This is a genomic window from Lachnoanaerobaculum orale (assembly GCF_003862485.1).
GTDB classification, from domain to species: Bacteria; Bacillota; Clostridia; order Lachnospirales; family Lachnospiraceae; genus Lachnoanaerobaculum; species Lachnoanaerobaculum orale.
The window spans coordinates 687038-709995 of sequence record NZ_RRCM01000001.1; the positions used below are offsets into that span (position 1 = coordinate 687038).

The window sequence follows — 22958 nt, forward strand, 5'->3', positions numbered from 1 at the left end:
TATATGAAGTATTTTTTAGCGGCGCAAACTGAAGTCGGATTAAAAAAAAGTTGTAATCAGGACAGTATAATCTTAAAGAGAGCAAAATTTAAAGGCAAGGAAGTTTGTCTTGGGATAATATGTGACGGGATGGGTGGACTGTCCTGTGGTGAGTTTGCCAGTAAAAGTATTGTAGAAGCATTTTCAGACTGGTTTTTATATAGTTACAGTAAATATGAAAGTATCTGGGATGAAAGCAGAATGAGAGAAGATATCAGAAGTATCATAAGTTCTGAAAATGAAGGTTTACTCCATTATGGCAAAGAACATGGGATATATCTTGGTACAACTGTAACGGCTTTTCTTTTGGCTGAAAATCGTTTTTTTGTATGGCATGTAGGAGACAGCAGACTGTATAAAATATCTTCATCTAAAATATTTAGACTTACAAATGACCATACTGTTATTGCAAAAGAGATAGCGGAGGGCAGGCTGACTGAGAAAGAAGCAAAAAAAGATCCGAGGAGAAATGTACTTTTACAATGTATTGGAGCTACAAGTGATGTTAATCCCGATATGTTTTGCGGAGAAGTAGAAAAAGGTGATATTCTATTGCTTTGTAGTGACGGTTTCAGACATGAGATATCAGAAAAAGAGATTTTAAATATGTTGTTGAAATGTGACAATTCCAAATTCAATGAAAAACTTAGGGAACTGATAGACTTAAATCTGAAAAGGAAGGAACTTGACAATATTTCAGTAGCATTGGTCAAAGTGCAGTAATAGGGGTAATATGTTGGAGATTGGTAGCCTTTTAGACGGGAAATATAAGATTCTAAATAAAATCGGACAGGGCGGTATGAGTATTGTTTATTTGGCGATGAATGAGAAAGCAAATAAACAATGGGCTGTTAAGTAGATGAGAAAAGAGAAAAATAGAAATTATGAGGTTATGAAACAAAGCCTCATAACGGAAACGAATCTCTTAAAAGAATTAAAACATCCATATCTACCGAGTATCGCAGATATAATTGAAAATGATGATACCATTATAATCGTAATGGATTATATTGAAGGTAGACCGCTGTCTGATATTTTACTGGAAGAGGGGACTATTGAGGAAGATAAAGTTGTTGACTATGCCATACAGCTTTGTGATGTACTGGATTACTTACATTCACAAAATCCACCGATAATATACAGAGATCTGAAACCGGCAAATATAATGTTAAAGCCGGACGGCAAGATTACTTTGATAGATTTCGGAACGGCAAGAAAATATAACTATGACAGTGTATCGGATACCACATGTCTTGGAACTATAGGATATGCGGCACCTGAGCAGTTTGCCGGAGAAACATTAAGACAAACTGATGCAAGAACTGATATATACAATCTTGGTGCTACCATGTATCATCTACTTACAGGTGTAAATCCTTCAGAGCCGCCATATGAGCTTTATCCTATAAGAAGGTGGGATGAGAGATTGTCAAACGGTCTTGAAAAGATAATACTCAGGGCTACAAGAAAGGATCCGGAAAAAAGGTTTAATGATTGTAAGGAAATGTCATATGCCTTACAACATTTTAGGGACTTGGATGATTCATACATAGCAACTCAAAAAAAGAAAATATTGCTGTTTGCGGCGAGCCTTATTCTCTCTTTTTCATTTTTCTCTATGGCTATTGTTGTAAATGGAATGGAGAAAAGGGAAATTTCAAAGGTCTATAACAATTATTTATCTGAAGCTGCTCTTAAAATTGCTTCCGACGGAGGCGAAAATGCAGTTGATGCTAATGTTTTAAAACTTTTTCAAGATGCAATAAATATATCGCCGCAAAGCACTGAAGCATATATAAGGATGCTTGATTATTATTGTGATCTTGGACAGACAAGGAACGGTCTTATGGCGATTTCTGCAATGATAGCATCGGGGAGGGGAGATCTTGGTAAAAATGATGATCTCATGATGAAAATAGGACAGATATATTTCCTTGGTAACAGTAAGGATACTGAGTTCAATGTTGATTATGGTACAGCAGCAAGATATTTTGAGAAAGTAGATACAAAGAAATATCCACAGGCAAAATATTATTCTTCATTATCAAGATCGCTGTCGGAAATAGGTACAGACTGGAACATGATAGTTAAGGATATGAATAATGTTGATGAGTACCTGAATACAGAGATTGATGAAGAAGAAAAGATAGAAATATATATTACATTGTCAAAAATATACAGGGCAAATGCTTTTGCTATACAAAAGGTCGGCGAAAAGCCTTTTGATAAAGCAATGGAGCTTTTAAATAAGGCGGATGAGATATTGAAAAGTCCATATATGGATAAGGATTTGAAGGATAAGTATTTACCTGAGGTATATTTTGGACTGGCGGATGCCTATTATAGAAGAGGAAATGTTGATATCCATGAAAAGAGCTCTAAAGATGACTTATATGAGGCTATATCTTATTATGAACAATATTTGACATTTGCTACAGCAACACAATCTATTTTATTTGAAAACAGAATAGGTGATATTTACCGAACATTAGGTGAATATAGCAAAGCGGCAGATGAATATAATAGGCTGATTGAGAAATATCCGGATGATGCTACTGCATATATAAGCCTTGCAACTATGTTGTTGATGGATATGAAAGATGTGAATACATCAGCTATGATTTATACGAAGGCAAGTGAATTGCCCGATATTGAATCAAATTCAAATTTTATTTCTTTAAAGAATAAATTACAAAATGTAGGAGGTATCTAATGCATAAAATATTATATTTCAGTGGGATTTTTGCAGGCGGTACCATGCTTATACTAAGTATTTGGATTTGGTTTAAATTGGGTGTAAGAAAAGCTTTTAGGGATATTTTAAGTTATGGCTCAAAGCAGAAGTGGTCGGTTGATCAGAGAATGCAAAATAAAACGATGCCACTTAGAAAAACACATTCAGGTAGATTGACGACTGATAATGTAGTAAAAAACAATACAGAAAGTATCAGTAAAAATAAATCCGGTGGTAGTAATGATACAGTGCTGTTGGAAAACTACCATGGCCAGATTATAAATAAATATGATCAAAATATGGATTTTGAGATTATTGAAGAGATTAATTTAATTGCGGGAGGTAAATAGTATTATGAATGTCCGAGGTAAAGACAAAAAAGTAATTGCAATAGTAATTTGTTTGTGTTTTTTATTTCAAATTATTTTCAGATCTTTTACTTTTGATTCTATAGCGGCACCTTCAAGTACGGTAATAGGGCTAATTTTTAGAGATGGTAATGGATACCATATCAGAAATGTTTCATTATTTCTAAACTCAGATGGAACATTGACATTGCCTACACCAAGAGATTTGGGGGATACAAATGATGAGAGTTATTCTAATTGGAGCCCTGTTCTTGTAGAAAATTCTTTTGAAAATGTAAAAAATGTCATATTGAATCATGGAAATATTGAGATAGAGGATTATGATATTTCAAGACCACCGACTCTTGCCACATCATCTGTTGCAACCCCTTCAATAGCTACATCTTCAAACCCGAGAAGGGGAGATTTAGTTATAAGAAACGGCTTTCATACAATGACAAGAGAGGAAAGTAGTAATGCAAGCATTACACTTTATAGAAGTAATGTATATTACAGTATTGGAAGCAGTGTGCAAATTGCAAGAGCTAATGATTTGAATGCTATAAATAACAGTATGCAGCAGTTTGTATCTAAAAATGGAGATAGAAATCAAATCTTCTTTTTGGCTGTACAACCGCCTGTAGTAGATCCGCCGGTTGATACACGAGCAAATACTGCCAATACAAATGAAACAGGAACTGCTAATAATAATAATGTTGTAACAGTAGATACTCCAACTCGTACTGAAACAAGAGTAAGAAATAATGATAGTGCTAATTCCGCTCCGACCCCGGATAGGAATACACAAAGTACAAATGTTGTAAATAATGTCTCTACAGGCAATACTAATTCACAGTCTGCCACAGTACAGGTACAGGATAATGTTCAAACCACTAATAATCAGACAAATGCAAGTGTAGATACTTCAAATCAGCAGCAGAGACTCTTCCAGCCTTTGGGAAGCGGAAACAGTAGCAGCGATGGAAATAGTGGAAATAGTGTGAGCACAGTAAATAGTGTTGGTGGAGGAAACGGTTCGAGTACAGAAAATGTGAGACCTAGAGTAAGCATAAATACAGATATAGTGAGCAATAGGGTGAACGGATTCTTGAATACAAGAACTACATCTGTAAGTGTTGAGGACAACAATTTTAATGCGAATAATTATTCAGTATTGGTTTATAAAAAAGTAGACGGAAAAGAAGTATTGTCAAATGCAAGATATACTTGGAGTTCAGAAGGTGGAAGTCACAGAGCTAATATAGTATTTGATGATGACGGAGAGTATAGAATCGCTGTTGTCAAGAATAATCAGGGGTCAGGCTCCGGAAAAGTAAGATTTGAAGAAAAGGTTAATGTTGATGCTACAGCACCACATATTACTATTACCGGAGTAGAGGATTTGACTGCCAATGCAAGAACAGTTTCACCTGTAGTAAAATACAGTGATGTAAATATTGACTTATCAAGATCAAAAATCACTCTGACAGCCGTAGCGGACGGAAAGTCAAGAGACCTTATATATAAGGCAAAGAAGCAGGATGGCGGATATGTATTAAATCTCGATCCTATATACATTGATGATAATTATGTACTTACTGTAACTATATATGATATGGCAGGAAATGTTACAGAAAAGAAAGTCAATTTCTCAGTGAATAAAAACGGTGCGACATTTAAGTTTAAGCCTGAAGAACTTGTAGGACAGTATACCAATAAGCCTTTTACACCAAGTATCGAGGTTTGGAATACTGATGAAATCTCTATAGTTTCAGCTACTATAAACGGAACGGATGAACCGTATGAGTTTGTAAACGGCGAGTTGAGGTTCTTAAAACCAATAGATAAGGACGGAAAATATACTTTCAATCTTGAGGTAATAGATACAGCCGGAAATAAGTCTTCAATGAAACCTGTAGAAATTATATATGATGCTACAAAACCTGTAAGCATGATTTTAGGTGTTGAAGAAGGTCAAAGTTATGAGGGTAGCGTAAATATTATTTTAAGTACTGAGTTGCCGGGGGATTTTATTGAATCAGTTTGGTTGGATGATAAATTACTTGATAAGAGCGAGTATACAGTTAAGGATGACGGTACAATAAATCTCAGTATTTATAAAGAAGGTAAGCATACCATAAAAGCTCAGGGAAAGGATAAGGCAGGTAACTTAAGCGATATAGCTTCTGTAAGCTTTGAAATAAAAGCACCTAAGGCAAAGCTGTTATCAACAACATATATTCCTTTTGCGGTTATAACTTTAGGTATTGCACTTGGTCTTGGAGTAGCTTTGATATACAAAAAGCGAAAAGAAGAAAAAGAATAGTTAATATGAATGGAATACTTAGTGTTGAATGTAATGCTAAGATTGCAAATATTTATGGAAAATTTGAAAAATATATTTATTGAAAAAGCTATACAACTATGCTAAAATAATTTCGCATAAAGCTTGTTGTCGGTTATCGACATAGAAGGAGAATGTTTATGAAGCATGTTGTTACTTTAAATGAGAAAACTCTTAAAGAGAGCTTAAAGCGTGGTGGTTGTGGTGAGTGCCAGACTTCTTGTCAGTCAGCTTGCAAGACATCTTGTACAGTTGGAAACCAGGGCTGTGAAAACCCTAACAGATAAGACGCTTGTATCAAACCCCCTTTTCGGTCATTGACTGTTAAGGGGGATTTTCGCGTTGTACTATTTGCTTTGTAATAGAAAGAGGAATAATTTGTTACACCAGTATAAAAATAACGGATATAATATAGTATTGGATGTCAATTCAGGTTCGGTCCATGTAGTGGATGAGCTGATGTATGATGCAATGGCTGTCGGAGAGAAACTTATAGGTGAGATAGAAGCACCTATAAAGCTTGACGATGAGACAAAAGCCAAGATAAAAGATGCTCTTATTGACAAATACAGCGAAAAAGAGATAGATGAGGCTGTAGCCGATATACAGGAGCTTATAGATGTCGAGGAGCTCTATACAAGGGATACCTATGAGCTGTATATCAACGATTTCAAGGAGAGAGAGACAGTAGTAAAAGCACTTTGTCTGCATATCGCTCACGATTGCAATCTGGCATGTAAGTACTGCTTTGCGGAAGAAGGTGAGTACCACGGCAGAAGAGCTTTGATGAGTTATGATGTAGGAAAAAGAGCGCTGGATTTCCTTGTTGCAAATTCAGGCAACAGAAAGAATCTTGAAGTGGATTTCTTCGGCGGTGAGCCGCTTATGAACTGGCAGGTCGTAAAGGACCTTGTAAAGTATGGAAGAAGTCTTGAGGAGCCGAACAATAAAAAATTCAGATTCACAATAACTACAAACGGTATGCTTTTGAATGACGAAATCATGGATTTTTGCAATAAAGAGATGTCAAATGTAGTACTGAGTCTGGACGGCAGAAAAGAAGTAAACGATGCCATGCGTCCTACAAGAGGCGGCAAGGGAAGCTATGATACTATAGTTCCTAAGTTTGTAAAGTTTGCCAAGAGCAGAGGTACCAAGGATTACTATATCAGAGGTACTTTTACAAGAAATAATCTGGAGTTTTCAAAGGATGTAATTCACTTTGCGGACCTCGGATTTAAGCAGACAAGTATGGAGCCTGTAGTAGGCGAAGAGAGTGAAACCTACGCCATCAAAGCTGAAGATATTCCAAAGATTATGGAAGAATATGATAAGCTTGCGGTAGAGTATATCAAGAGAAAGAAGGAAGGAAGAGGCTTTAATTTCTTCCACTTCAATATAGATTTGACTCAAGGACCATGTGTTGCAAAGAGACTTTCAGGTTGCGGTTCGGGTACAGAGTATCTGGCGGTAACACCTTGGGGAGATTTATATCCATGTCATCAGTTTGTAGGTAAGGATGAGTTCTTACTTGGAAACGTGTTTGACGGTCTTAAAAGAAAAGACATCAGCAATGAGTTTAAGCTGTGCAATGTTTATGCCAAGCCTAAGTGTAAGGATTGCTATGCAAGATTTTATTGCAGTGGCGGCTGTGCTGCAAATTCATACAGCTTCCACGGATCTATTACAGATACTTATGATATCGGTTGCGAACTTCAAAAAAAGAGAATTGAATGTGCAATAATGATAAAAGCAGCGTTAGCTGGGTAAAATAGGAGAAGATAATGAAGGACAATAAGCAAAAGGGCTTAACCTCTCTCTTTATCACATTTGTAGTTTTGGCATTTTTAGGTTTTCTGGCTTTCAATGTTTTGCAAAGCGGAAAACACAGCAATGTAACCAAAGTGTCACATACTGCCGAAGAAACTACTATAACAAGTGCAGAGTCTTCTGCAGCGGGAGAGAGCAAGGAGAGTGCATCAAGCACTAAAGCCGATGAAAGTTCGTCGGCAGGTGAAACTAAGGCAAACACCGAGAGTTCACAAGCTGAGTCGGGCAAAGAATCAGAGAGCGCAAATGAGAGTAAAGCTGATGAGAAAAAGTCTGATGAGAAGAAGGATGAGAGCGGCAAAACTTCCAAGTTCGGTATGGGAAAGATTAAACTCGGACTTGACTTGGCAGGCGGTGTAAGTATCACTTATCAAACAGTGGAGAAAAACCCTTCCGATGAGGATATGGCTGATACTATCTATAAATTACAGCAGAGAGTTCAAAACTACTCAACAGAGGCTGAGGTTTACAGAGAGGGAACAAACAGAATAAATATTGATATTCCGGGTGTATCCGATGCCAACGCTATCTTGAACGAACTTGGAAAACCGGGTTCTTTGCTGTTCGTAGACCCGCAGGGAAAGACTGTACTTACAGGTGATCAGGTGGCAACAGCCAAAGCCGGTATCGTGGATAACAACGGTAAGAGCGAGTATGTTGTATCACTTACATTTACAGATGAAGGCTCAAAGGCTTTTGCAGAGGCTACAGCAAAGCTTATCGGTCAGAGAATCGCAATCGTCTATGACAATGTAGTGTATTCAAATCCTACGGTTCAGACGGCCATTACAGGCGGTAATGCACAGATTACAGGTATGACTTCATATGATGAAGCAAAGAATCTTGCATCCACCATTCGTATAGGTTCACTTTCACTTGAGCTTGAAGAGCTTAGAAGTAATGTCGTAGGAGCAAAGCTCGGACAGACAGCCATATCTACAAGTATGAAGGCTGCAGTAGTAGGCTTTGTGGTTTTGGCGGCATTCATGATCGGAATATTCTTACTTCCGGGTGCGGCATCCGTACTTGCGCTTGCACTTTATATCATACTTGAAGTTCTTTTGCTGTCGGCATTTGAAATTACGCTGACGCTTCCGGGTATAGCGGGTATCATACTGTCTATAGGTATGGCGGTGGATGCCAACGTTATTATCTTTACAAGAATAAAAGAAGAGATTGCACTTGGAAAGAGTGTATATGAGTCCATCAATTCAGGATTTAAAAAGGCTCTTTCAGCAATCATTGACGGTAACGTTACCACACTTATAGCTGCGGCAGTGCTTTATATTCGCGGTTCAGGTACGGTAAAGGGATTTGCACAGACACTTGCACTCGGTATTATACTTTCAATGTTTACCGCACTCTTTGTTACAAAGTTTATACTTAAGGCTTTCTATAATGTAGGTCTTGACGATGCGAAGTTCTACGGTAAGAAGCCTAAGAGAGAGCCGATCAACTTTGTCGGAATGAGAAAGATTACTCTGAGTATTGCGGCTGCCGTACTTATAATAGGAGTAATATTTGCAGGAATTAACAAGTCAAAGATCGGCGGATTCTTCAACTACGGTCTTGACTTTAAGGGTGGTACATCAACAAATGTTACATTTGATAAGGATTACAGCCTTGAAGAGATTTCAAAGGATATCGTACCTGTAGTTGAATCTGTAACAGGTGAGGCAGGAACTCAGACTCAGAAGGTACAGGGTACAAATCAGGTAATTATAAAGACAAGATCACTTTCACTTGATGAAAGAGAGAAGTTAAATAAGGCACTTGCAGACAAGTTCGGTGTAGATGCCGAAAAGATTACGGCAGAATCAATATCAGGTGCGGTAAGTTCAGAGATGAAAAAGGATGCGGTAGTGGCAACAGTGCTTGCAACAATCCTTATGCTTATCTATATCTGGGTAAGATTCAGAGACTTCAGTTTTGCTGCAGGCTCAATACTTGCACTTTTACATGATGTATTTGTAGTTATAGCTTGTTATGCAATATTCCGCTGGAGTGTAGGTTCCACATTTATCGCATGTATACTTACAATCCTCGGATACTCAATCAATGCAACCATAGTTATATATGACAGAATCAGAGAGAATAAGGCTATCTTGCCGAAGGCAACTTCTAAGGAAGATCTTATCAATATAAGTGTTACAGAGACACTTACAAGAAGTATTTATTCTTCACTTACTACATTTATAACTATATTCATACTGTTCTTGATGGGAGTTTCTTCAATCAGAGAGTTTGCATTGCCGATTATGGTCGGAATAGTAGCAGGTACATATTCTTCAGTATTCTTATCAAGTGTCTTCTGGTATATACTCAGCAATAAGTTTGACAAGAAGATAGAGGAGAAGAAGGCTGAGAATGCCAAGAAGAAGAAAAAGACTAAAAAGGTCGAAATAAATAAAGACAGCAACGGTGCTGTAGTTTAGGTATTTTATGAAATATGAGATAAAGGCTTTGGACAAAAAAGCTAAAAGTGCCACTATGGAGACGGTCCACGGTACTGTAGAGACTCCGCTCTTTATGAATGTAGGTACCGTGGCGGCCATAAAGGGTGCCGTATCCACCGATGACCTTAAGGAAATAGGTTGTCAGGTGGAGCTTTCAAATACTTATCACCTGCATGTAAGGACAGGTGATAAGCTTATTAAAGAATTCGGCGGTTTGCATGAGTTTATGCACTGGGACAGACCGATACTTACAGATTCGGGCGGTTTTCAGGTGTTCTCACTTGCAAAACTTAGAAAGATTAAGGAAGAAGGAGTAAACTTCAATTCACATATAGACGGCAGAAAGATTTTTATGGGACCTGAGGAGAGTATGCAGATACAGTCAAACCTCGGTTCCACAATAGCTATGGCGTTTGATGAATGTCCTCCGGCGCTTGCCGAGAGAAAGTACATAGAAGCTTCAGTGGCCCGCACTACAAGGTGGCTGCAAAGATGTAAGACGGAGATGGACAGGCTGAACTCTTTGGAGGATACTGTCAACAAAGAGCAGCTCTTATTTGCTATCAATCAGGGCGGAATCATTGATGATATAAGGATTTCACATGCCAAGGAGATAAGCGAGATGGATCTTGACGGCTATGCGATAGGCGGTCTGGCTGTAGGTGAAAGTCACGATGAGATGTATCATATCTTGGATGTGACTGTAGAACATCTGCCACAGAACAAGCCTACATATCTTATGGGTGTAGGAACTCCTATAAATATACTTGAAGCCGTGGAAAGAGGAGTGGACTTTTTCGACTGTGTATACCCGAGCAGAAACGGTAGGCACGGCCATGTATACACAAATCACGGAAAGCTGAATCTTTTTAATAAGAAGTTTGAGTTAGATAAGAGACCTATAGAAGAAGGATGTAATTGTCCTGCTTGCAGATCCTATTCAAGAGGATATATCAGGCATCTTTTGAAAGCGAATGAAATGCTCGGTATGCGTCTTTGTGTATTGCACAATCTTTATTTCTATAATACAATGATGAGTGAGATTCGTACGGCTATACGCGAAGGAAGATATACTGAATATAAAAATAATAAAATAAGAACAATGCTTGAGGGTTAAAGAGGAGAATTATGAATATTTTAGCGACAGCAAATGCAGGTGGCGGTTTTGGAATTGGTGCAGTAGCAATGTATGTGGTATTCATTGCTGCAATATTTTACTTTATGGCTTATAGGCCTAACAAGAAGGAGAAGGCTAAACAGGCTGAACTTTTTGCAAGTCTTGAAGTCGGTGATACTGTAGAGACTTCAGCAGGCTTTTATGGCGTCTTGATTGATATTACAGATGATACTGTAATAGTTGAGTTCGGAAATAACAAGAATTGTCGTATTCCGATGAGAAAAGATGCTATTATAAAAAATGAGAAAAGTGAGTAAAATCTAAGCACATCTTCGGATGTGCTTTTTTTGGAAAGGCGGATATGGACAGTTATATAGTACTGGATTTGGAGTGGAATCAAAGTCCGAACGGCAGAGAATACAGCAATAAAGATCTTCCCTTTGAAATAATAGAAATAGGAGCCTTAAAACTTAATTGTGATTTGGAAATAGTTGATGAATTTCACAGAGTAGTAAAACCTACAGTATACAAGAAGATGCATTTTAAGGTGCATGAGGTGGTACAGATAGGTATCGGAGAGCTTAAGAGAAAGGGTGTACCATTTGTAGATGCTATAAATGATTTTTACAGATTTTGCGAGATAGACGACAGAAATAAAAAAAAGATAATTTGCACATGGGGAAACCTTGACCTTGTGGAGCTTCAGAGAAATATAAAGTTTTACGGTGTGGAAAACAAGTTTGAATATCCGCTTTTTTATTATGATCTTCAAAAGCTTTTCAATATCAGATACCCTAACGGTGAGCAGGATCGGATACCTCTTGAAAGAGCCGTGCATATGCTGGGTATTGATATAAGAAGACCGTTCCACCACGCCTTTGATGATGCTTACTATACGGCGAGAGTAATGCAGAGAATGGACTTTTGGCCTGTAAGCGAGTACTATTCACTGGATTATTACCGTGTACCGAGAAATCCGGAGGAAGAGATTTACTTGCATTTTTCAGGTTACTCAAAGTTTGTATCCACACTGTTTGATACAAAGGAGGAGGCTATATCAGATAAGCACAACTCCGACCTTATCTGTGACAGATGTAACAGGATGTTAAAGAAAAAGATAAAGTGGTTTTCCACAAATCAAAGAAACTACTACTGTATAGGTATCTGTCCGGAGCACGGATATGTCAAAGGCAAGATAAGAGTAAGAAAAAACGACGGTAAATACTATGTGATAAAGACCACAAAGGTGGTGGATGCGGATGTATTTGAAGAAGTAATGCAAAAGTATGAGGAAAGCAAGATAAAGAAAATCATAAAGAGCAGAAGAAGAAATGCCTATAATATGGGAGATGTCTAATTGGAAAAAGAAACAGTTGTAAGAAAGATAGATAATAAAGATATAGAAGAATTGTATCATGATGATAGTATAAAATCGGCGGCGGATATAATAAAGTCCGGCGGACTGGTGGCATTCCCTACAGAAACCGTATACGGTCTGGGTGCAGACGCATTTTTGGAAGAGGCTGCAAAAAAGATATATGCCGCAAAGGGCAGACCGAGTGACAATCCGTTGATAGTACATATTGCAAATGTAGATGATGTAGAAAATATTGCAAAGGATATACCCGATATTTTCTACACTCTTGCAAAAAAGTACTGGCCGGGTCCTATGACCATAGTTTTGAAAAAAAGAGATATTATTCCTTACGCTACAAGCGGCGGTCTGGACACTGTAGCCGTAAGGCTTCCCGGTAATGATATCGCAAGGGCTCTTATAAAGGTTGCAGGAGTACCCATAGCTGCACCGAGTGCAAATACCTCAGGCAGGCCTTCACCTACAAAGGCAAGCCATGTATTTGAGGATATGAACGGCAAAATAGATATGATAATAGACGGTGGTGCGGTAGGTATAGGTGTTGAGTCAACCATCATAGACCTTACATCGGATATACCTACACTCCTTAGACCGGGTGCCGTTACTCTTGAGATGTTAAGAAAGATTTGTGAAAGGGTGGATGTAGACCCTGCCATAGAGCATTTACTTACAGGCAGTGAGGCTCCTAAGGCTCCGGGAATGAAATATAAGCATTATGCTCCAAAGGCGGATATGAAGCTTGTAAGAGGAGATGAGAGTGCGGTTTTAAAGTATATGAAAGACAGGATAAAAGACTGTGACAAACCTATGGCTTTTCTTACCGTAGATGAACATAAGAAGGATTTGGAAGCGGAGGCAAAGGGAAAGAGCGGCATAAATATTTTAAGCCTCGGAAGTATAAAAAATCCCGACAGTATTGCTCACAATCTTTTTGATGTCCTAAGAAAATGTGATGAGCTGGGTGTGGAGTACATACTTTCAGAAGTCTTTGACGAAAGCGGAATAGGAAAGGCGATAATGAACAGATTAAAAAAGGCCGCAGGTTTTGAAATAATTGATGTAAGGTGAATTATGAGCGAGAAAAGAGAAGATTATATAAATTGGGATGAGTACTTTATAGGCGTGGCAAAGCTCAGTGCGAAAAGATCAAAGGATCCTAACACACAGGTAGGGGCATGTATAGTAAGTGAGGACAATAAGATACTTTCAATGGGATATAACGGTTTTCCAAGGGGATGTTCTGATGAGGAGTTTCCGTGGGGAAAGGACCTTGAACTTAGCGACCCTTACAATGCAAAGTATTTATACTCCACACATAGTGAGCTTAATGCCATATTGAACTACAGAGGCGGCTCACTTGAGGGCAGCAAGATATATGTTACACTTTTTCCTTGCAATGAATGTGCAAAGGCTATAATACAGGCGGGGATAAAGACCATTATATATGAAGACGACAAGTATGCGAACAGCCCTTCTGTCAGAGCAAGCAAAAGGATGTTGAATGCGGCAGGAGTAAGGTACTATGAATATCAACCAAGCGGTAGAAAAATAGAGATAACGGTATGACGGACAAGAGATTACAAAATATATTGGATAAACTGGATGAAGCATACGGCACTGAAAAGAAGATGTATTTGGAGTACAATACTCCGTGGCAGCTTCTTTTTGCCACTATTTTGAGTGCACAGTGTACAGATGCGAGGGTGAATATAGTTACAAGAGACCTATATAAAAAATATGACAGCCTTGAAAAATTTGCCGCGGCAAGCGTGGAGGAGATGGAAAAAGATATTCATTCCATCGGTTTTTACCACAGTAAGGCAAGAAATCTGATAGCCTGTGCAAGAAAGTTGCTTTCGGATTTTAACGGGGAGGTTCCAAGCGACCTTGAGAGTCTTTTAAGTTTGCCGGGTGTGGGAAGAAAGACCGCCAATGTAATAAGAGGCAATATCTTTGATATGCCCAGCATTGTGGTGGACACACATGTAAAAAGAATCACAAAAAAGCTTGGGCTTACAGAAAGTGACGACCCTGTAAAGATAGAGTTTGAACTTATGGAGATTTTGCCCAAAGACCACTGGATACTGTGGAATACCGACCTTATAACACTTGGAAGGACCATATGCATTGCAAGAAGAGAAAAATGTGATATCTGCTTTTTGAGAGAGGATTGCCCGAGTGCGAAGGTATGAGAATTACGGATTATGTAGCAATTGACCTTGAGACTACGGGGGTAAGCGTTTCAAAAGATAAGATAATAGAGGTCGGACTTATAAAGGTGAAAGACTCTCATATTGTGGAGATGTTTTCCTGTATAATAAATCCGAATATGCCTGTGAGTTATGAAATTTTAAATCTTACCGGAATAGATGAAGATGAAATAAAATCAGCAAAATATATACAGGATGTAATCGGAGAGATAGTGGAGTTTTGTGAGGGCTTTGATTTGCTCGGACACAATACCATCTTTGATTACAGCTTTGTAAGAAAAGAAGCAAATAATGCAGGGCTTGATTTTGAAAAGAGAGGTATTGATACATATAAACTTTGTAAGAAAATACTACCTCCCGATGTAAAGAAAAATCTGACTGATGCCTGTGCTTATTTCGGAATAGAGAGAAAACATATGCACAGGGCGTTTTCAGATGCTTATTTTACACATATGCTTTATCAAAGTATATTGGAATATTTCCCCGAGCTTGGATGTGACACCGAGATGATGAAAGTAAAGCTGAAAAAGTTTATTCCTATCAGAAAAAGAACAAAAGAGGACTTGCAGAAATTACTAAAGTGTCATAGAATTGTTTGCAAGGTAAATATCGACTTGCTTTCAGAGTCTGAAGCCAAGCGAATGATAGACAAAATTTTATCTCAAAAAGAAAAGAGGTTTATATGAAGAATAACAAAAGGCGAATTATTTCGATAGCGATAGTTGCAATATTAGTTCTGGCAATGGTAGTTCCGGTAGTAGTTTCAGCATTGGTTACAGTGAGAGGATGATGGGAATTGAGAAAGAAAACAGGTAATATAGCGGTCGCAGTTGCAGCATTTATGGCAGTTGCAGGCTTGGGAATAAGCAGTGGAGCAGGTAGAGTAGATGTATTGGCTGCAAACCCTCAGACAAAGGCTGAGAAAGCAAACAGTGACGAGTCAAAGAAGTCCGAGTCAAAAACAGATGATAAGTCTTCCGACAAAAAGGCCACTAAAAGTGATGCGTCAAAAGAAGAAACCACAGCCGCACCTGAGACTACAGCTAATGAAGAGAATAAGGATGAATCAGGCAGCGCCGGAATACAGGCGGAGAAAAGACTTCCAAAGGGCTTTGGCATAGAAGGGCTTGGAGAAAACATATCTACATTGGATGCGTTAAGTAACGCACTTAATTCATTGCAGGAAAAAGCAGATGCAAAGAAGTTTGTTTTGGATGTAAAGGGAGAAAAGCTTGAGAGCAGCTTTGCCGAGCTTGGAGCAGGTATATCCAATAAAGAGTTTATATTATCGGAGGCCGAGAAATTTACTACAGGAAATATGCTTGAGAGATTTGCAAAAAGCTCCGAGTTACTTGAAAAACCTGAGAATATAACTCCCGATATAGAATTTAACGATGACGCGGTTAAGTCATTTTTGAAAAAGGCCAACAGGAAAAACCCCGATGCGCCTGTAGATGCTACTATAAAGAGAGTGAACGGTGCTTTTGAGATAACTCCTGAGAAGGAAGGATATGCAATAGATGCCGATTCCACAGTGGCAAAGCTTAAAGAGGCTGTTTTAAAGGATAAAGAAGAAACTATAGTGGCGGATGTGACAAAGCAAAAGCCGAGTGTTACAGCCGAAGAGCTTAGCAACATCAAGGATGTGCTTGGAACATTTACTACAAATTATTCATCATCCACATCTGAGAGAGCCACAAATATTGCGGTAGGTACGGCAAAGATGGACGGCGTGCTTTTGATGCCGGGTGAGACATTATCAGGATATGAGAGAATGCAGCCATTTACTATAAAGAACGGCTATAAGATGGCTAAGGCATACCAAAACGGTCTTGTAATAGACAGTGTAGGAGGCGGTGCCTGCCAGATAGCAACCACACTTTATCAGGCGGCACTGAGAGCCGAGATAACCATTACGGAGAGAAAGAACCACTCCATGATTGTCGGATATGTACAGCCAAGCGGTGATGCGGCAATAGCGGGAGATTATAAGGACATCAAGGTTACAAACAACAGAAAGACTCCTATATATGTGGAGGCGGTTACGTCCGGAAGAGATGTTACATTTACCATTTGGGGTAAAGAGGACAGACCTGCAGGAAGAACAATAGAGTTTGTATCTGAGGTACTCAGTGAGACTCCTAAGGGTAAGACATATATAGACGATGATTCTAAATCAAAGGGATATATAAAGAAGCAGTCTGAGGGACATAAGGGAAGAGTTTCAAAGCTGTGGAAGATTGTAAAGGAAAACGGTGTGGAAGTAAGTAAGGACTTGATTTCAAGCGATACTTACAGAAAGGCCGACGATATATATATCAGAGGTACAAGACATTCGGCACCTGCAGCTCCTGCGACACCTACACCTGCACCTACACAGGCACCTGAGTCCGATAATTCGGGACCTGCAGATACTCAGGCGGCTCCGGAGGCACAGGCACCTGAGGTAAGTCAGGGACCGGCTTTCGACCCGAACTTAAACCCGGGACAGTAATGGAAAAGTATATAATATTTTGCGGATATGCGGGGCTTAAAGGTTCTCTGAAAATAATAGAGAGCCGATATGACGAACTTGTCGGATATTTTAATAAGATATATTTAGACAGTGTAGCCTGTCATATTAGGGACAGAGGTTATTATGGGAGATATTTATCTCCCATAAATAATGATAGACCTGAGATTAAGCCTGTAGATATAGACAGTATATTTGCAGGCTTTATCGGTAACATAGAAGATGTGACAGAGGGCGGTATAATTGATACATTGTACAATTTTGCAATGTCACATAGATGCGGATTTGAAATAGAGATGAAAAAAATACCCGCTGTTCAGATCTGTATTGAAGTTTGTGAGTACTTCGGGCTTAATATATACAGACTTTTAACAGACGGAAAGCTTATAATGACCGAAGATCCTATAGCCGATTGTAAGTACTTAAAAGATAAAGGAATATCCGCCGAGATAATAGGGCGTTTAAGCAAGAGTCTTGATAAAGCGATAGTGGATAAAGAGGTCACGGAGTATGTCAACAGACCTACTGAAGATGAAATTTTTAAGGTGATAAAATATGAGAGAGAAAATATTATCGGTAATTGAGAAAAACTCCAGAATTGATATTGAAGAGCTGGCTATTTTGCTTGGAGAAGATGAGACAGCCATTGCAAATGAGATAGCGGATATGGAAAAAGAGGGTGTGATATGCGGTTATCATACACTTATAAACTGGGATAAGACAAATAATGAGAAGGTGAATGCACTTATTGAGGTAAGAGTCACACCTCAAAAAGGAATGGGATTTGACAATATTGCGGAGAGAATCTATCAGTTCTCAGAGGTAAATGCGGTATATCTGATGAGCGGTTCATTTGACTTTACCGTATTTATTGAAGGCAGAACAATGAGAGATGTGGCACAGTTTGTATCTGATAAGCTTGCACCTATGGATTCCGTACTTTCTACTGCTACACATTTTGTACTTAAGAAATATAAGGACCATGGAACCATACTGTCTGCAAAGAAAAAAGATGAGAGGCAACTTATAACACCATGAGAGATCCGTTATCAAATACAATAAAATCAATAAAGCCTTCAGGTATCAGAAAATTCTTCGACATAGTAAATACTATGGAAGATGCCATATCACTTGGTGTAGGTGAGCCTGATTTTGAAACACCTTATTTTATCAGAGATGCAGGTATATATTCTCTTGAAAAAGGCAGGACATTCTACACATCAAACTCAGGTCTTATGGAGCTTAGAGAGGAGATAAGAAAGTATCTCATAAGAAAGCTCGGCGTGGAGTATGACCCTAAGAAGGAGATGATTATCACCGTAGGCGGAAGTGAGGGCATCGATATTGCTCTGAGGGCAATGCTTGACAGAGATGATGAAGTACTGATACCGCAGCCTTCATATGTATCATATGAACCTTGTACAATACTTGCAGGCGGAAAGCCTGTAATAATAGAATTAAAGGCTGAAGACGGATTTAAGCTGAAAGCAAGTCAGATACTTGAAAAAGTAACTGATAAGACAAAGATACTCATACTTCCTTTCCCGAACAATCCTACAGGTTCCATATTAAATATTGACGAGCTTAGAGAGATTGCAAAGGTATGTATTGAAAAGGACTTATATGTAATCTCGGACGAGATATACTGTGAGCTGACATATGAGGGTGAGCATGCTTCTATAGTACAGATAGAGGGCATGAAGGAGAGAACCGTTTTGATAAACGGTTTTTCAAAGTCATATGCTATGACAGGTTGGAGACTGGGATATGCTACAGGGCCTAAGGAGATTATTTCACAGATGACCAAGATTCATCAGTATGCCATAATGTGTGCACCTACCACAAGTCAGTATGCGGCAGTAGAGGCACTTGCACATGGTGATGCCGATGTGGCAAGGATGAGAGAGTCATATAATCAAAGAAGAAGATACTTGCTTCACAGATTTGAGGAGCTTGGAATGACCTGTTTTGAACCGCAGGGAGCATTCTATGTATTCCCGAGTATAAAAAGATTCGGGATGAGTTCGGAGGAGTTTGCGACAAGACTTCTTGAAGAGCAAAAGATTGCGATAGTACCGGGAACGGCTTTCGGTGAATGTGGCGAAGGCTATGTAAGAGTTTCATATGCATATTCTATGGAAAGATTAAAGGAAGCACTTTCAAGGATTGAAAAGTTTGTAAGGAGCCTTTGATGAATATTGTATTGCTTGAACCTGAGATACCCGACAATACCGGAAATATCGGAAGAAGCTGTGTGGCGACTAACACAAGGCTACATCTGATAGAGCCTCTGGGCTTTAAAATAAATGAAAAGCGAATCAAGAGAGCCGGTATGGACTACTGGGCAAAACTTGATGTCACCGTCTATTCAGATCTTGAGGATTTCTATGAGAAAAATCCGAAGGCAAAAGAGCATATGTATTTTGCCACGACCAAGGCACATCATACATATAAGGATGTGGTATATGACAGCGATGAATATATAATGTTCGGCAAGGAGAGTGCGGGAATCCCTGAAGAAATACTTGCCGAGAATGAAGAAAACTATATAAGGATACCTATGTGGGGAGATATAAGAAGCCTGAATTTATCAAATTCGGTAGCCATAATACTGTATGAGGCACTTTCACAGCACGGCTTTGAAAAGATGCAACTTACAGGTGAACTGCATAGACTGACATACAAATAAAAAATACTCCGAAACCAAGCGGCTTCGGAGTATTTTTTAGAATGTATGTGCGAATATGGTGAAAAAGAGTTGTTACTAAATAAATATAATTTTGACAGAAGTCTATATCATACTGTATATATAAAACAAAAAAATAAAAAAGGGTGAATAGGATGAAATGTTGCGAAAAAAATAGCAAAAAATAAAGGAGGAGTTACATTAGAATCTACGATTGATGATATGAATATTGTAATGCCTGAATGGGATTTTAATGCTCCTTCAAGTGTAACAGCTTGGGAGGAAGCTTCGAATGTTTACGCAGAGCAAGTATCTGGTGAAATAAGAGCTGTAGTTGGTAGCGAACTAAGACCAGGAAATATTTGGGAAAATATCGAATTACCAAGATTGAAGGCCAATCCAAATGTTACTAAGATTACAACAATAGATCCTAAAACAGGGGTAGAAAAAATTATATTCGAGAGGTAGAAATGAAAATTACAGGAACAAGATCAACAATTACTTTTGATTTAGAGAATGGTTTCCTCTTAAAAGCACAAGGAGAATTGTTGATTAATAAAAAATTTGTTGTTTATAAAGATAGTATGACACATTGGGAACCCCCTCATGAAAATCTTCCGATAACTCCAAGAGAAATAGACAATATTATTAACATAGCTAAAAAAATGGAGAGCGATCAAACTATTCGATTGGACTTTATATAATTATGTTGAACTCTATATATTCTAAGTAAACCTGTGGCAATAGATATCCCTTATGATTCAATTAAGAATTTGAAAGTTCCATGGGGAGAATTTACAATTAGAAAATTAGGAGGCAATTAAAATGAGTTTAACTAAAATAACTTGGGAGGAGTTTGATACCTTTGAAAAGATTGAATCACCAAAAGGATATGATTTTCGAACACATGAAGGAAAATACTACACTTTTGGTGAGTTTGGAGTAGCTTCAGTTCGTCGTATCTTTGAGATTAATCCTTCTGATTTTAACGAATATTTATTAGGTAGGAGAACGGCACGTGAAATTGATTTTAAAGCGGAGAACGATCGTTGGCCACCAACGGAAGAAGAGAGAAGAGAATCTAGAAGAAAATTTATAAGTAAACATCCAGCTTCTTTGATAGATGTCCCTAAAATAGGAAACTTTTTCTAAGGAAGAACTTGAAGAGTTGATTCCGATTGCTGAGAAGCAGTGGATTGAATCTGAAGGAGAACTTCCAGATGATTATGTATCACCACTTAAGTAACAGATATATACAATGATACCAACGAGATCTTCACTCTTAAACGAGTGGTGAAGAGGATGGTGGATGATTTTGAAAAAGATAACCCAGGATTTTTTTATAATCCATCTAAGACGTTTATTGATTTGTACATGAAATCAGGCTTCTATATCGCAGAACTCGTTAAGCGATTATATAATAGCAAATGTCTGAAAAATACATTTCCAAATTTTGAAGAACGTTTAAAACGTATCCTAGAAAATCAAGTTTGTGGATTTGTGCCTTCACCATTTATCTATAATATTTCCACTAATTTTATCTTTGGAAATCTTTCTCGAGATATTAGTAGAAAGAACTTTGTTCTAGAAGATACCATCCCTGCGGCTAAAGAAGGGAAACTACAAAAATTGGTAGATAAATATTTTGAGTAGAAGAGTAATTGTTCATCAAGTATGTTTGTAAGTTCAGTACTGAAATCAGAGTCTCTGGTAGTGGTAGTAAAAGGCTTAATCCATTGGGCTTTAATACCCATTTCACGCATATATTTGCCTACAATGCGCTCAGTAATAGTTTCACCTGACTTACGAAGTTCTTTGGTTATTTTAGGAGCATCATAGTTTTGTTTTGAAGCATCATAAATAAGCCGGATATTCTTCTTAATAGCTTCCTTCCTCTGAATAGCAGAAGATATTTTTCTATTAAGAAAAGAACGATATCCGGATCGAGACACACCCAAAAATTTAAGCATTCCGGAAGTAGAGACACGGTGCCCATTTACTTTAGCTGCCTCTACCTTTGCAGAAACCTCTGTATAGATAGCAATAGTTAACTTTTCCCCAGAATGCTTATGGCTTTTTTTAGTACATCAAGAGCATCCTGAGCATCACATAGCTCACGTTTGAGGAGAGCTATTTCTTTTGCATCATCAGATTGATAGTTACCTGAGCCACGAACGGGAATGTCACCATCATTATTACGAAATCGACTTTCCCATTTGGCAAGTGTACTAACACCAATGCCAAGATTCTTGGCACATTCAACTTGAGTAAGATCCGGATGTTCATTTCGATAGTTGATAGCATCCAGCTTAAACTGTTTTGAGTGATGGTTTCTTTTACTTGACATAATGAGTTCCTCCTAAGGTTTATTATATAACAAATAAGGAAATATCTCATTTTGTTTTGTACTAAATATATTCTAGCACCATTGAAAAAGTATACTGTAATAAAGACTCAAATTGGATATATAACAGTCCGGATGCTTTGTAAAAAAGATCTCTTGTGGCAGCAGTATAAGAAGGGGATGTATATATGATATGTGAGGGAAGAATATTAGAAAAATTTGAGGAAAGAAATATATTTGTTGATGACAGGATGCGAGAAATACTTGATGCTATGAACTACCATAGAATAGTGACAATAGATAAAAGAGATGGTAGTCTTATACTGTCAAAGGAAGATAATGAATACGATTTTTTTGATGAAGAAGATTCCGCACCAATGATTCAAATTGATGCTTATGTAGGTATAAAGGAGGTTTTTACAAGAAAATCAAGAAAAAATGAGCTTGTTACCTTCTTTCGCTTTCCTGATATGATTGGAAAAGAACTTATTATATTGGAAATAGTACACAGATATATGGAAAAATACCCAAATAGCGCATTCTATATTGATAACGGTCACACATTCAGAAAACATCATATTGACGCAATATATAATATGCCTGAGCCTGATGCAGAGTGGATTTATAAAAGCCCGGATATGTATAAAAAAGGATGATATAGATAAGTTATATGCAAAACTACCTTGGAATGAATTATGGGCGTATGAGGATCCTAAAACATTCTAAATTAGACTATTGATATTTTTTAAGAGGAGCTGTTTTATATCTAACAGCTCTTCTTTACTAAAAAGTTGATAAACTTATAGATTGGTTTAGAGAAGCTATAGATGAGATGATAGAAGAAGGGGAATATGATGAAATATGAAGAATTAAGCAAGGAAGTTTGGTGAAACAATATAGTTAAAGTTTAATAGCAATAGTAATTGACACTAATGTATAATCTGTGTTATAAAATGGATTAAAT

General features: G+C 37.9%; 26 protein-coding genes and 2 pseudogenes. 26 read left to right on the forward strand and 2 right to left on the reverse strand.

The genetic code is table 11. The features are described from left to right. Positions 1–3 precede the first annotated feature (3 nt). From EHW90_RS03385 to EHW90_RS03495, 24 genes are all read left to right on the forward strand, one after another. Positions 4–762 (forward strand): PP2C family protein-serine/threonine phosphatase, encoded by a 759-nt coding sequence (locus tag EHW90_RS03385; RefSeq protein ID WP_124951229.1) that lies wholly within the window; start codon positions 4–6, stop codon positions 760–762. A 10-nt stretch (positions 763–772) separates the two neighbouring features. Beyond that, on the forward strand, positions 773–898 hold the full coding sequence (locus EHW90_RS13615) for a hypothetical protein (protein ID WP_279221884.1): 126 nt from the start codon (positions 773–775) through the stop codon (positions 896–898). After that, a complete protein-coding gene (locus tag EHW90_RS03390) occupies positions 899–2752 on the forward strand; it encodes a protein kinase domain-containing protein (RefSeq protein ID WP_279221885.1) in 1854 nt (617 codons plus the stop codon). It abuts the gene before it with no gap. After that, positions 2752–3123: a hypothetical protein gene (locus EHW90_RS03395; protein ID WP_124951231.1), complete on the forward strand. Its 372-nt coding sequence runs from the start codon at positions 2752–2754 to the stop codon at positions 3121–3123. Before EHW90_RS03390 ends, EHW90_RS03395 begins: the two co-directional genes overlap by 1 nt. 4 nt (positions 3124–3127) lie before the next feature. Continuing rightward, on the forward strand, positions 3128–5446 hold the full coding sequence (locus EHW90_RS03400; protein WP_124951233.1) for an Ig-like domain repeat protein: 2319 nt from the start codon (positions 3128–3130) through the stop codon (positions 5444–5446). A 158-nt stretch (positions 5447–5604) separates the two neighbouring features. Beyond that, positions 5605–5751: a six-cysteine ranthipeptide SCIFF gene (gene scfA / locus EHW90_RS03405; protein WP_007593215.1), complete on the forward strand. Its 147-nt coding sequence runs from the start codon at positions 5605–5607 to the stop codon at positions 5749–5751. 91 nt (positions 5752–5842) lie between these two features. Continuing rightward, complete coding sequence (scfB, locus tag EHW90_RS03410; protein ID WP_124951235.1) at positions 5843–7234, forward strand: thioether cross-link-forming SCIFF peptide maturase; 1392 nt, start codon at positions 5843–5845, stop codon at positions 7232–7234. A gap of 14 nt (positions 7235–7248) precedes the next feature. After that, positions 7249–9729: a protein translocase subunit SecD gene (gene secD / locus EHW90_RS03415; RefSeq protein WP_124951237.1), complete on the forward strand. Its 2481-nt coding sequence runs from the start codon at positions 7249–7251 to the stop codon at positions 9727–9729. 7 nt (positions 9730–9736) lie between these two features. Continuing rightward, positions 9737–10867 (forward strand): tRNA guanosine(34) transglycosylase Tgt, encoded by a 1131-nt coding sequence (gene tgt / locus EHW90_RS03420; protein WP_124951239.1) that lies wholly within the window; start codon positions 9737–9739, stop codon positions 10865–10867. An 11-nt stretch (positions 10868–10878) separates the two neighbouring features. Then, a complete protein-coding gene (yajC, locus tag EHW90_RS03425; protein WP_009445818.1) occupies positions 10879–11184 on the forward strand; it encodes a preprotein translocase subunit YajC in 306 nt (101 codons plus the stop codon). Positions 11185–11228: 44 nt separating this feature from the next. After that, complete coding sequence (locus EHW90_RS03430) at positions 11229–12224, forward strand: 3'-5' exonuclease (RefSeq protein ID WP_124951241.1); 996 nt, start codon at positions 11229–11231, stop codon at positions 12222–12224. Further along, positions 12225–13310 carry an L-threonylcarbamoyladenylate synthase gene (locus tag EHW90_RS03435; RefSeq protein WP_124951243.1) on the forward strand — a complete coding sequence of 362 codons (1086 nt, stop codon included), beginning with the start codon at positions 12225–12227 and terminating at the stop codon, positions 13308–13310. A 3-nt stretch (positions 13311–13313) separates the two neighbouring features. Then, positions 13314–13808 carry a deoxycytidylate deaminase gene (locus tag EHW90_RS03440; protein WP_009445812.1) on the forward strand — a complete coding sequence of 165 codons (495 nt, stop codon included), beginning with the start codon at positions 13314–13316 and terminating at the stop codon, positions 13806–13808. Beyond that, positions 13805–14434, forward strand: coding sequence for an endonuclease III (gene nth, locus EHW90_RS03445; RefSeq protein ID WP_124951245.1), 630 nt, complete (start codon positions 13805–13807; stop codon positions 14432–14434). Before EHW90_RS03440 ends, nth begins: the two co-directional genes overlap by 4 nt. Further along, positions 14431–15138, forward strand: coding sequence for a 3'-5' exonuclease (locus EHW90_RS03450; RefSeq protein WP_124951247.1), 708 nt, complete (start codon positions 14431–14433; stop codon positions 15136–15138). Before nth ends, EHW90_RS03450 begins: the two co-directional genes overlap by 4 nt. A gap of 110 nt (positions 15139–15248) precedes the next feature. Beyond that, a complete protein-coding gene (locus EHW90_RS03455; protein ID WP_124951249.1) occupies positions 15249–16946 on the forward strand; it encodes a VanW family protein in 1698 nt (565 codons plus the stop codon). Next, a complete protein-coding gene (locus tag EHW90_RS03460; RefSeq protein ID WP_124951251.1) occupies positions 16946–17548 on the forward strand; it encodes an AIR synthase-related protein in 603 nt (200 codons plus the stop codon). Before EHW90_RS03455 ends, EHW90_RS03460 begins: the two co-directional genes overlap by 1 nt. Beyond that, on the forward strand, positions 17520–18002 hold the full coding sequence (locus EHW90_RS03465; protein ID WP_009445806.1) for an Lrp/AsnC family transcriptional regulator: 483 nt from the start codon (positions 17520–17522) through the stop codon (positions 18000–18002). Before EHW90_RS03460 ends, EHW90_RS03465 begins: the two co-directional genes overlap by 29 nt. Beyond that, complete coding sequence (locus EHW90_RS03470; protein ID WP_124951253.1) at positions 17999–19156, forward strand: aminotransferase class I/II-fold pyridoxal phosphate-dependent enzyme; 1158 nt, start codon at positions 17999–18001, stop codon at positions 19154–19156. The genes EHW90_RS03465 and EHW90_RS03470 overlap by 4 nt, the downstream gene beginning before the upstream one ends. After that, positions 19156–19653: a tRNA (cytidine(34)-2'-O)-methyltransferase gene (locus tag EHW90_RS03475; protein ID WP_124951255.1), complete on the forward strand. Its 498-nt coding sequence runs from the start codon at positions 19156–19158 to the stop codon at positions 19651–19653. The genes EHW90_RS03470 and EHW90_RS03475 overlap by 1 nt, the downstream gene beginning before the upstream one ends. A 219-nt stretch (positions 19654–19872) precedes the next feature. Beyond that, positions 19873–20118 carry a hypothetical protein gene (locus EHW90_RS03480; RefSeq protein WP_243113903.1) on the forward strand — a complete coding sequence of 82 codons (246 nt, stop codon included), beginning with the start codon at positions 19873–19875 and terminating at the stop codon, positions 20116–20118. A 2-nt stretch (positions 20119–20120) separates the two neighbouring features. Then, entirely contained in the window at positions 20121–20354 is a 234-nt protein-coding gene (locus EHW90_RS03485; RefSeq protein ID WP_124951257.1) for an Imm74 family immunity protein, read from the forward strand. Positions 20355–20475: 121 nt separating this feature from the next. Then, positions 20476–20802: a hypothetical protein gene (locus tag EHW90_RS03490; RefSeq protein WP_009445801.1), complete on the forward strand. Its 327-nt coding sequence runs from the start codon at positions 20476–20478 to the stop codon at positions 20800–20802. A gap of 150 nt (positions 20803–20952) precedes the next feature. Next, the gene (locus tag EHW90_RS03495; protein WP_009221250.1) at positions 20953–21303 is read left to right on the forward strand and encodes a hypothetical protein; all 351 of its coding nucleotides are present in this window, start codon (positions 20953–20955) and stop codon (positions 21301–21303) included. Positions 21304–21386: 83 nt separating this feature from the next. Here EHW90_RS03495 and EHW90_RS13765 read toward each other — a convergent pair. Both EHW90_RS13765 and EHW90_RS03505 read right to left on the reverse strand, forming a co-directional pair. Continuing rightward, positions 21387–21620, reverse strand: a pseudogene (locus EHW90_RS13765) (IS3 family transposase); the annotation flags it as partial. Between the two features lie 77 nt (positions 21621–21697). Next, the gene (locus EHW90_RS03505; RefSeq protein WP_124951259.1) at positions 21698–21997 is read right to left on the reverse strand and encodes a transposase; all 300 of its coding nucleotides are present in this window, start codon (positions 21995–21997) and stop codon (positions 21698–21700) included. 185 nt (positions 21998–22182) lie between these two features. On the opposite strand from EHW90_RS03505, the gene EHW90_RS03510 reads away from it, so the two are divergent. Continuing rightward, on the forward strand, positions 22183–22650 hold the full coding sequence (locus EHW90_RS03510) for a hypothetical protein (RefSeq protein ID WP_124951261.1): 468 nt from the start codon (positions 22183–22185) through the stop codon (positions 22648–22650). Next, positions 22640–22720: pseudogene (locus EHW90_RS13770) on the forward strand (oligoendopeptidase F); the annotation flags it as partial. The gene EHW90_RS03510 and the pseudogene EHW90_RS13770, both read left to right, overlap by 11 nt. Between the last annotated feature and the right edge of the window lie 238 nt (positions 22721–22958).

Excerpts from the sequence above, each read along its gene's own strand:
- EHW90_RS03385 (WP_124951229.1), top strand. The coding sequence starts at position 4 with ATGAAGTATTTTTTAGCGGCGCAAACTGAAGTCGGATTAAAAAAAAGT.
- EHW90_RS13615 (WP_279221884.1), top strand. The coding sequence starts at position 773 with ATGTTGGAGATTGGTAGCCTTTTAGACGGGAAATATAAGATTCTAAAT.
- EHW90_RS03390 (WP_279221885.1), top strand. The coding sequence starts at position 899 with ATGAGAAAAGAGAAAAATAGAAATTATGAGGTTATGAAACAAAGCCTC.
- EHW90_RS03395 (WP_124951231.1), top strand. The coding sequence starts at position 2,752 with ATGCATAAAATATTATATTTCAGTGGGATTTTTGCAGGCGGTACCATG.
- EHW90_RS03400 (WP_124951233.1), top strand. The coding sequence starts at position 3,128 with ATGAATGTCCGAGGTAAAGACAAAAAAGTAATTGCAATAGTAATTTGT.
- scfA (WP_007593215.1), top strand. The coding sequence starts at position 5,605 with ATGAAGCATGTTGTTACTTTAAATGAGAAAACTCTTAAAGAGAGCTTA.
- secD (WP_124951237.1), top strand. The coding sequence starts at position 7,249 with ATGAAGGACAATAAGCAAAAGGGCTTAACCTCTCTCTTTATCACATTT.
- tgt (WP_124951239.1), top strand. The coding sequence starts at position 9,737 with ATGAAATATGAGATAAAGGCTTTGGACAAAAAAGCTAAAAGTGCCACT.
- yajC (WP_009445818.1), top strand. The coding sequence starts at position 10,879 with ATGAATATTTTAGCGACAGCAAATGCAGGTGGCGGTTTTGGAATTGGT.
- EHW90_RS03430 (WP_124951241.1), top strand. The coding sequence starts at position 11,229 with ATGGACAGTTATATAGTACTGGATTTGGAGTGGAATCAAAGTCCGAAC.
- EHW90_RS03440 (WP_009445812.1), top strand. The coding sequence starts at position 13,314 with ATGAGCGAGAAAAGAGAAGATTATATAAATTGGGATGAGTACTTTATA.
- nth (WP_124951245.1), top strand. The coding sequence starts at position 13,805 with ATGACGGACAAGAGATTACAAAATATATTGGATAAACTGGATGAAGCA.
- EHW90_RS03450 (WP_124951247.1), top strand. The coding sequence starts at position 14,431 with ATGAGAATTACGGATTATGTAGCAATTGACCTTGAGACTACGGGGGTA.
- EHW90_RS03460 (WP_124951251.1), top strand. The coding sequence starts at position 16,946 with ATGGAAAAGTATATAATATTTTGCGGATATGCGGGGCTTAAAGGTTCT.
- EHW90_RS03465 (WP_009445806.1), top strand. The coding sequence starts at position 17,520 with ATGAGAGAGAAAATATTATCGGTAATTGAGAAAAACTCCAGAATTGAT.
- EHW90_RS03470 (WP_124951253.1), top strand. The coding sequence starts at position 17,999 with ATGAGAGATCCGTTATCAAATACAATAAAATCAATAAAGCCTTCAGGT.
- EHW90_RS03475 (WP_124951255.1), top strand. The coding sequence starts at position 19,156 with ATGAATATTGTATTGCTTGAACCTGAGATACCCGACAATACCGGAAAT.
- EHW90_RS03480 (WP_243113903.1), top strand. The coding sequence starts at position 19,873 with ATGAATATTGTAATGCCTGAATGGGATTTTAATGCTCCTTCAAGTGTA.
- EHW90_RS03485 (WP_124951257.1), top strand. The coding sequence starts at position 20,121 with ATGAAAATTACAGGAACAAGATCAACAATTACTTTTGATTTAGAGAAT.
- EHW90_RS03490 (WP_009445801.1), top strand. The coding sequence starts at position 20,476 with ATGAGTTTAACTAAAATAACTTGGGAGGAGTTTGATACCTTTGAAAAG.
- EHW90_RS03495 (WP_009221250.1), top strand. The coding sequence starts at position 20,953 with ATGGTGGATGATTTTGAAAAAGATAACCCAGGATTTTTTTATAATCCA.
- EHW90_RS03505 (WP_124951259.1), bottom strand. The coding sequence starts at position 21,997 with ATGTCAAGTAAAAGAAACCATCACTCAAAACAGTTTAAGCTGGATGCT.
- EHW90_RS03510 (WP_124951261.1), top strand. The coding sequence starts at position 22,183 with ATGATATGTGAGGGAAGAATATTAGAAAAATTTGAGGAAAGAAATATA.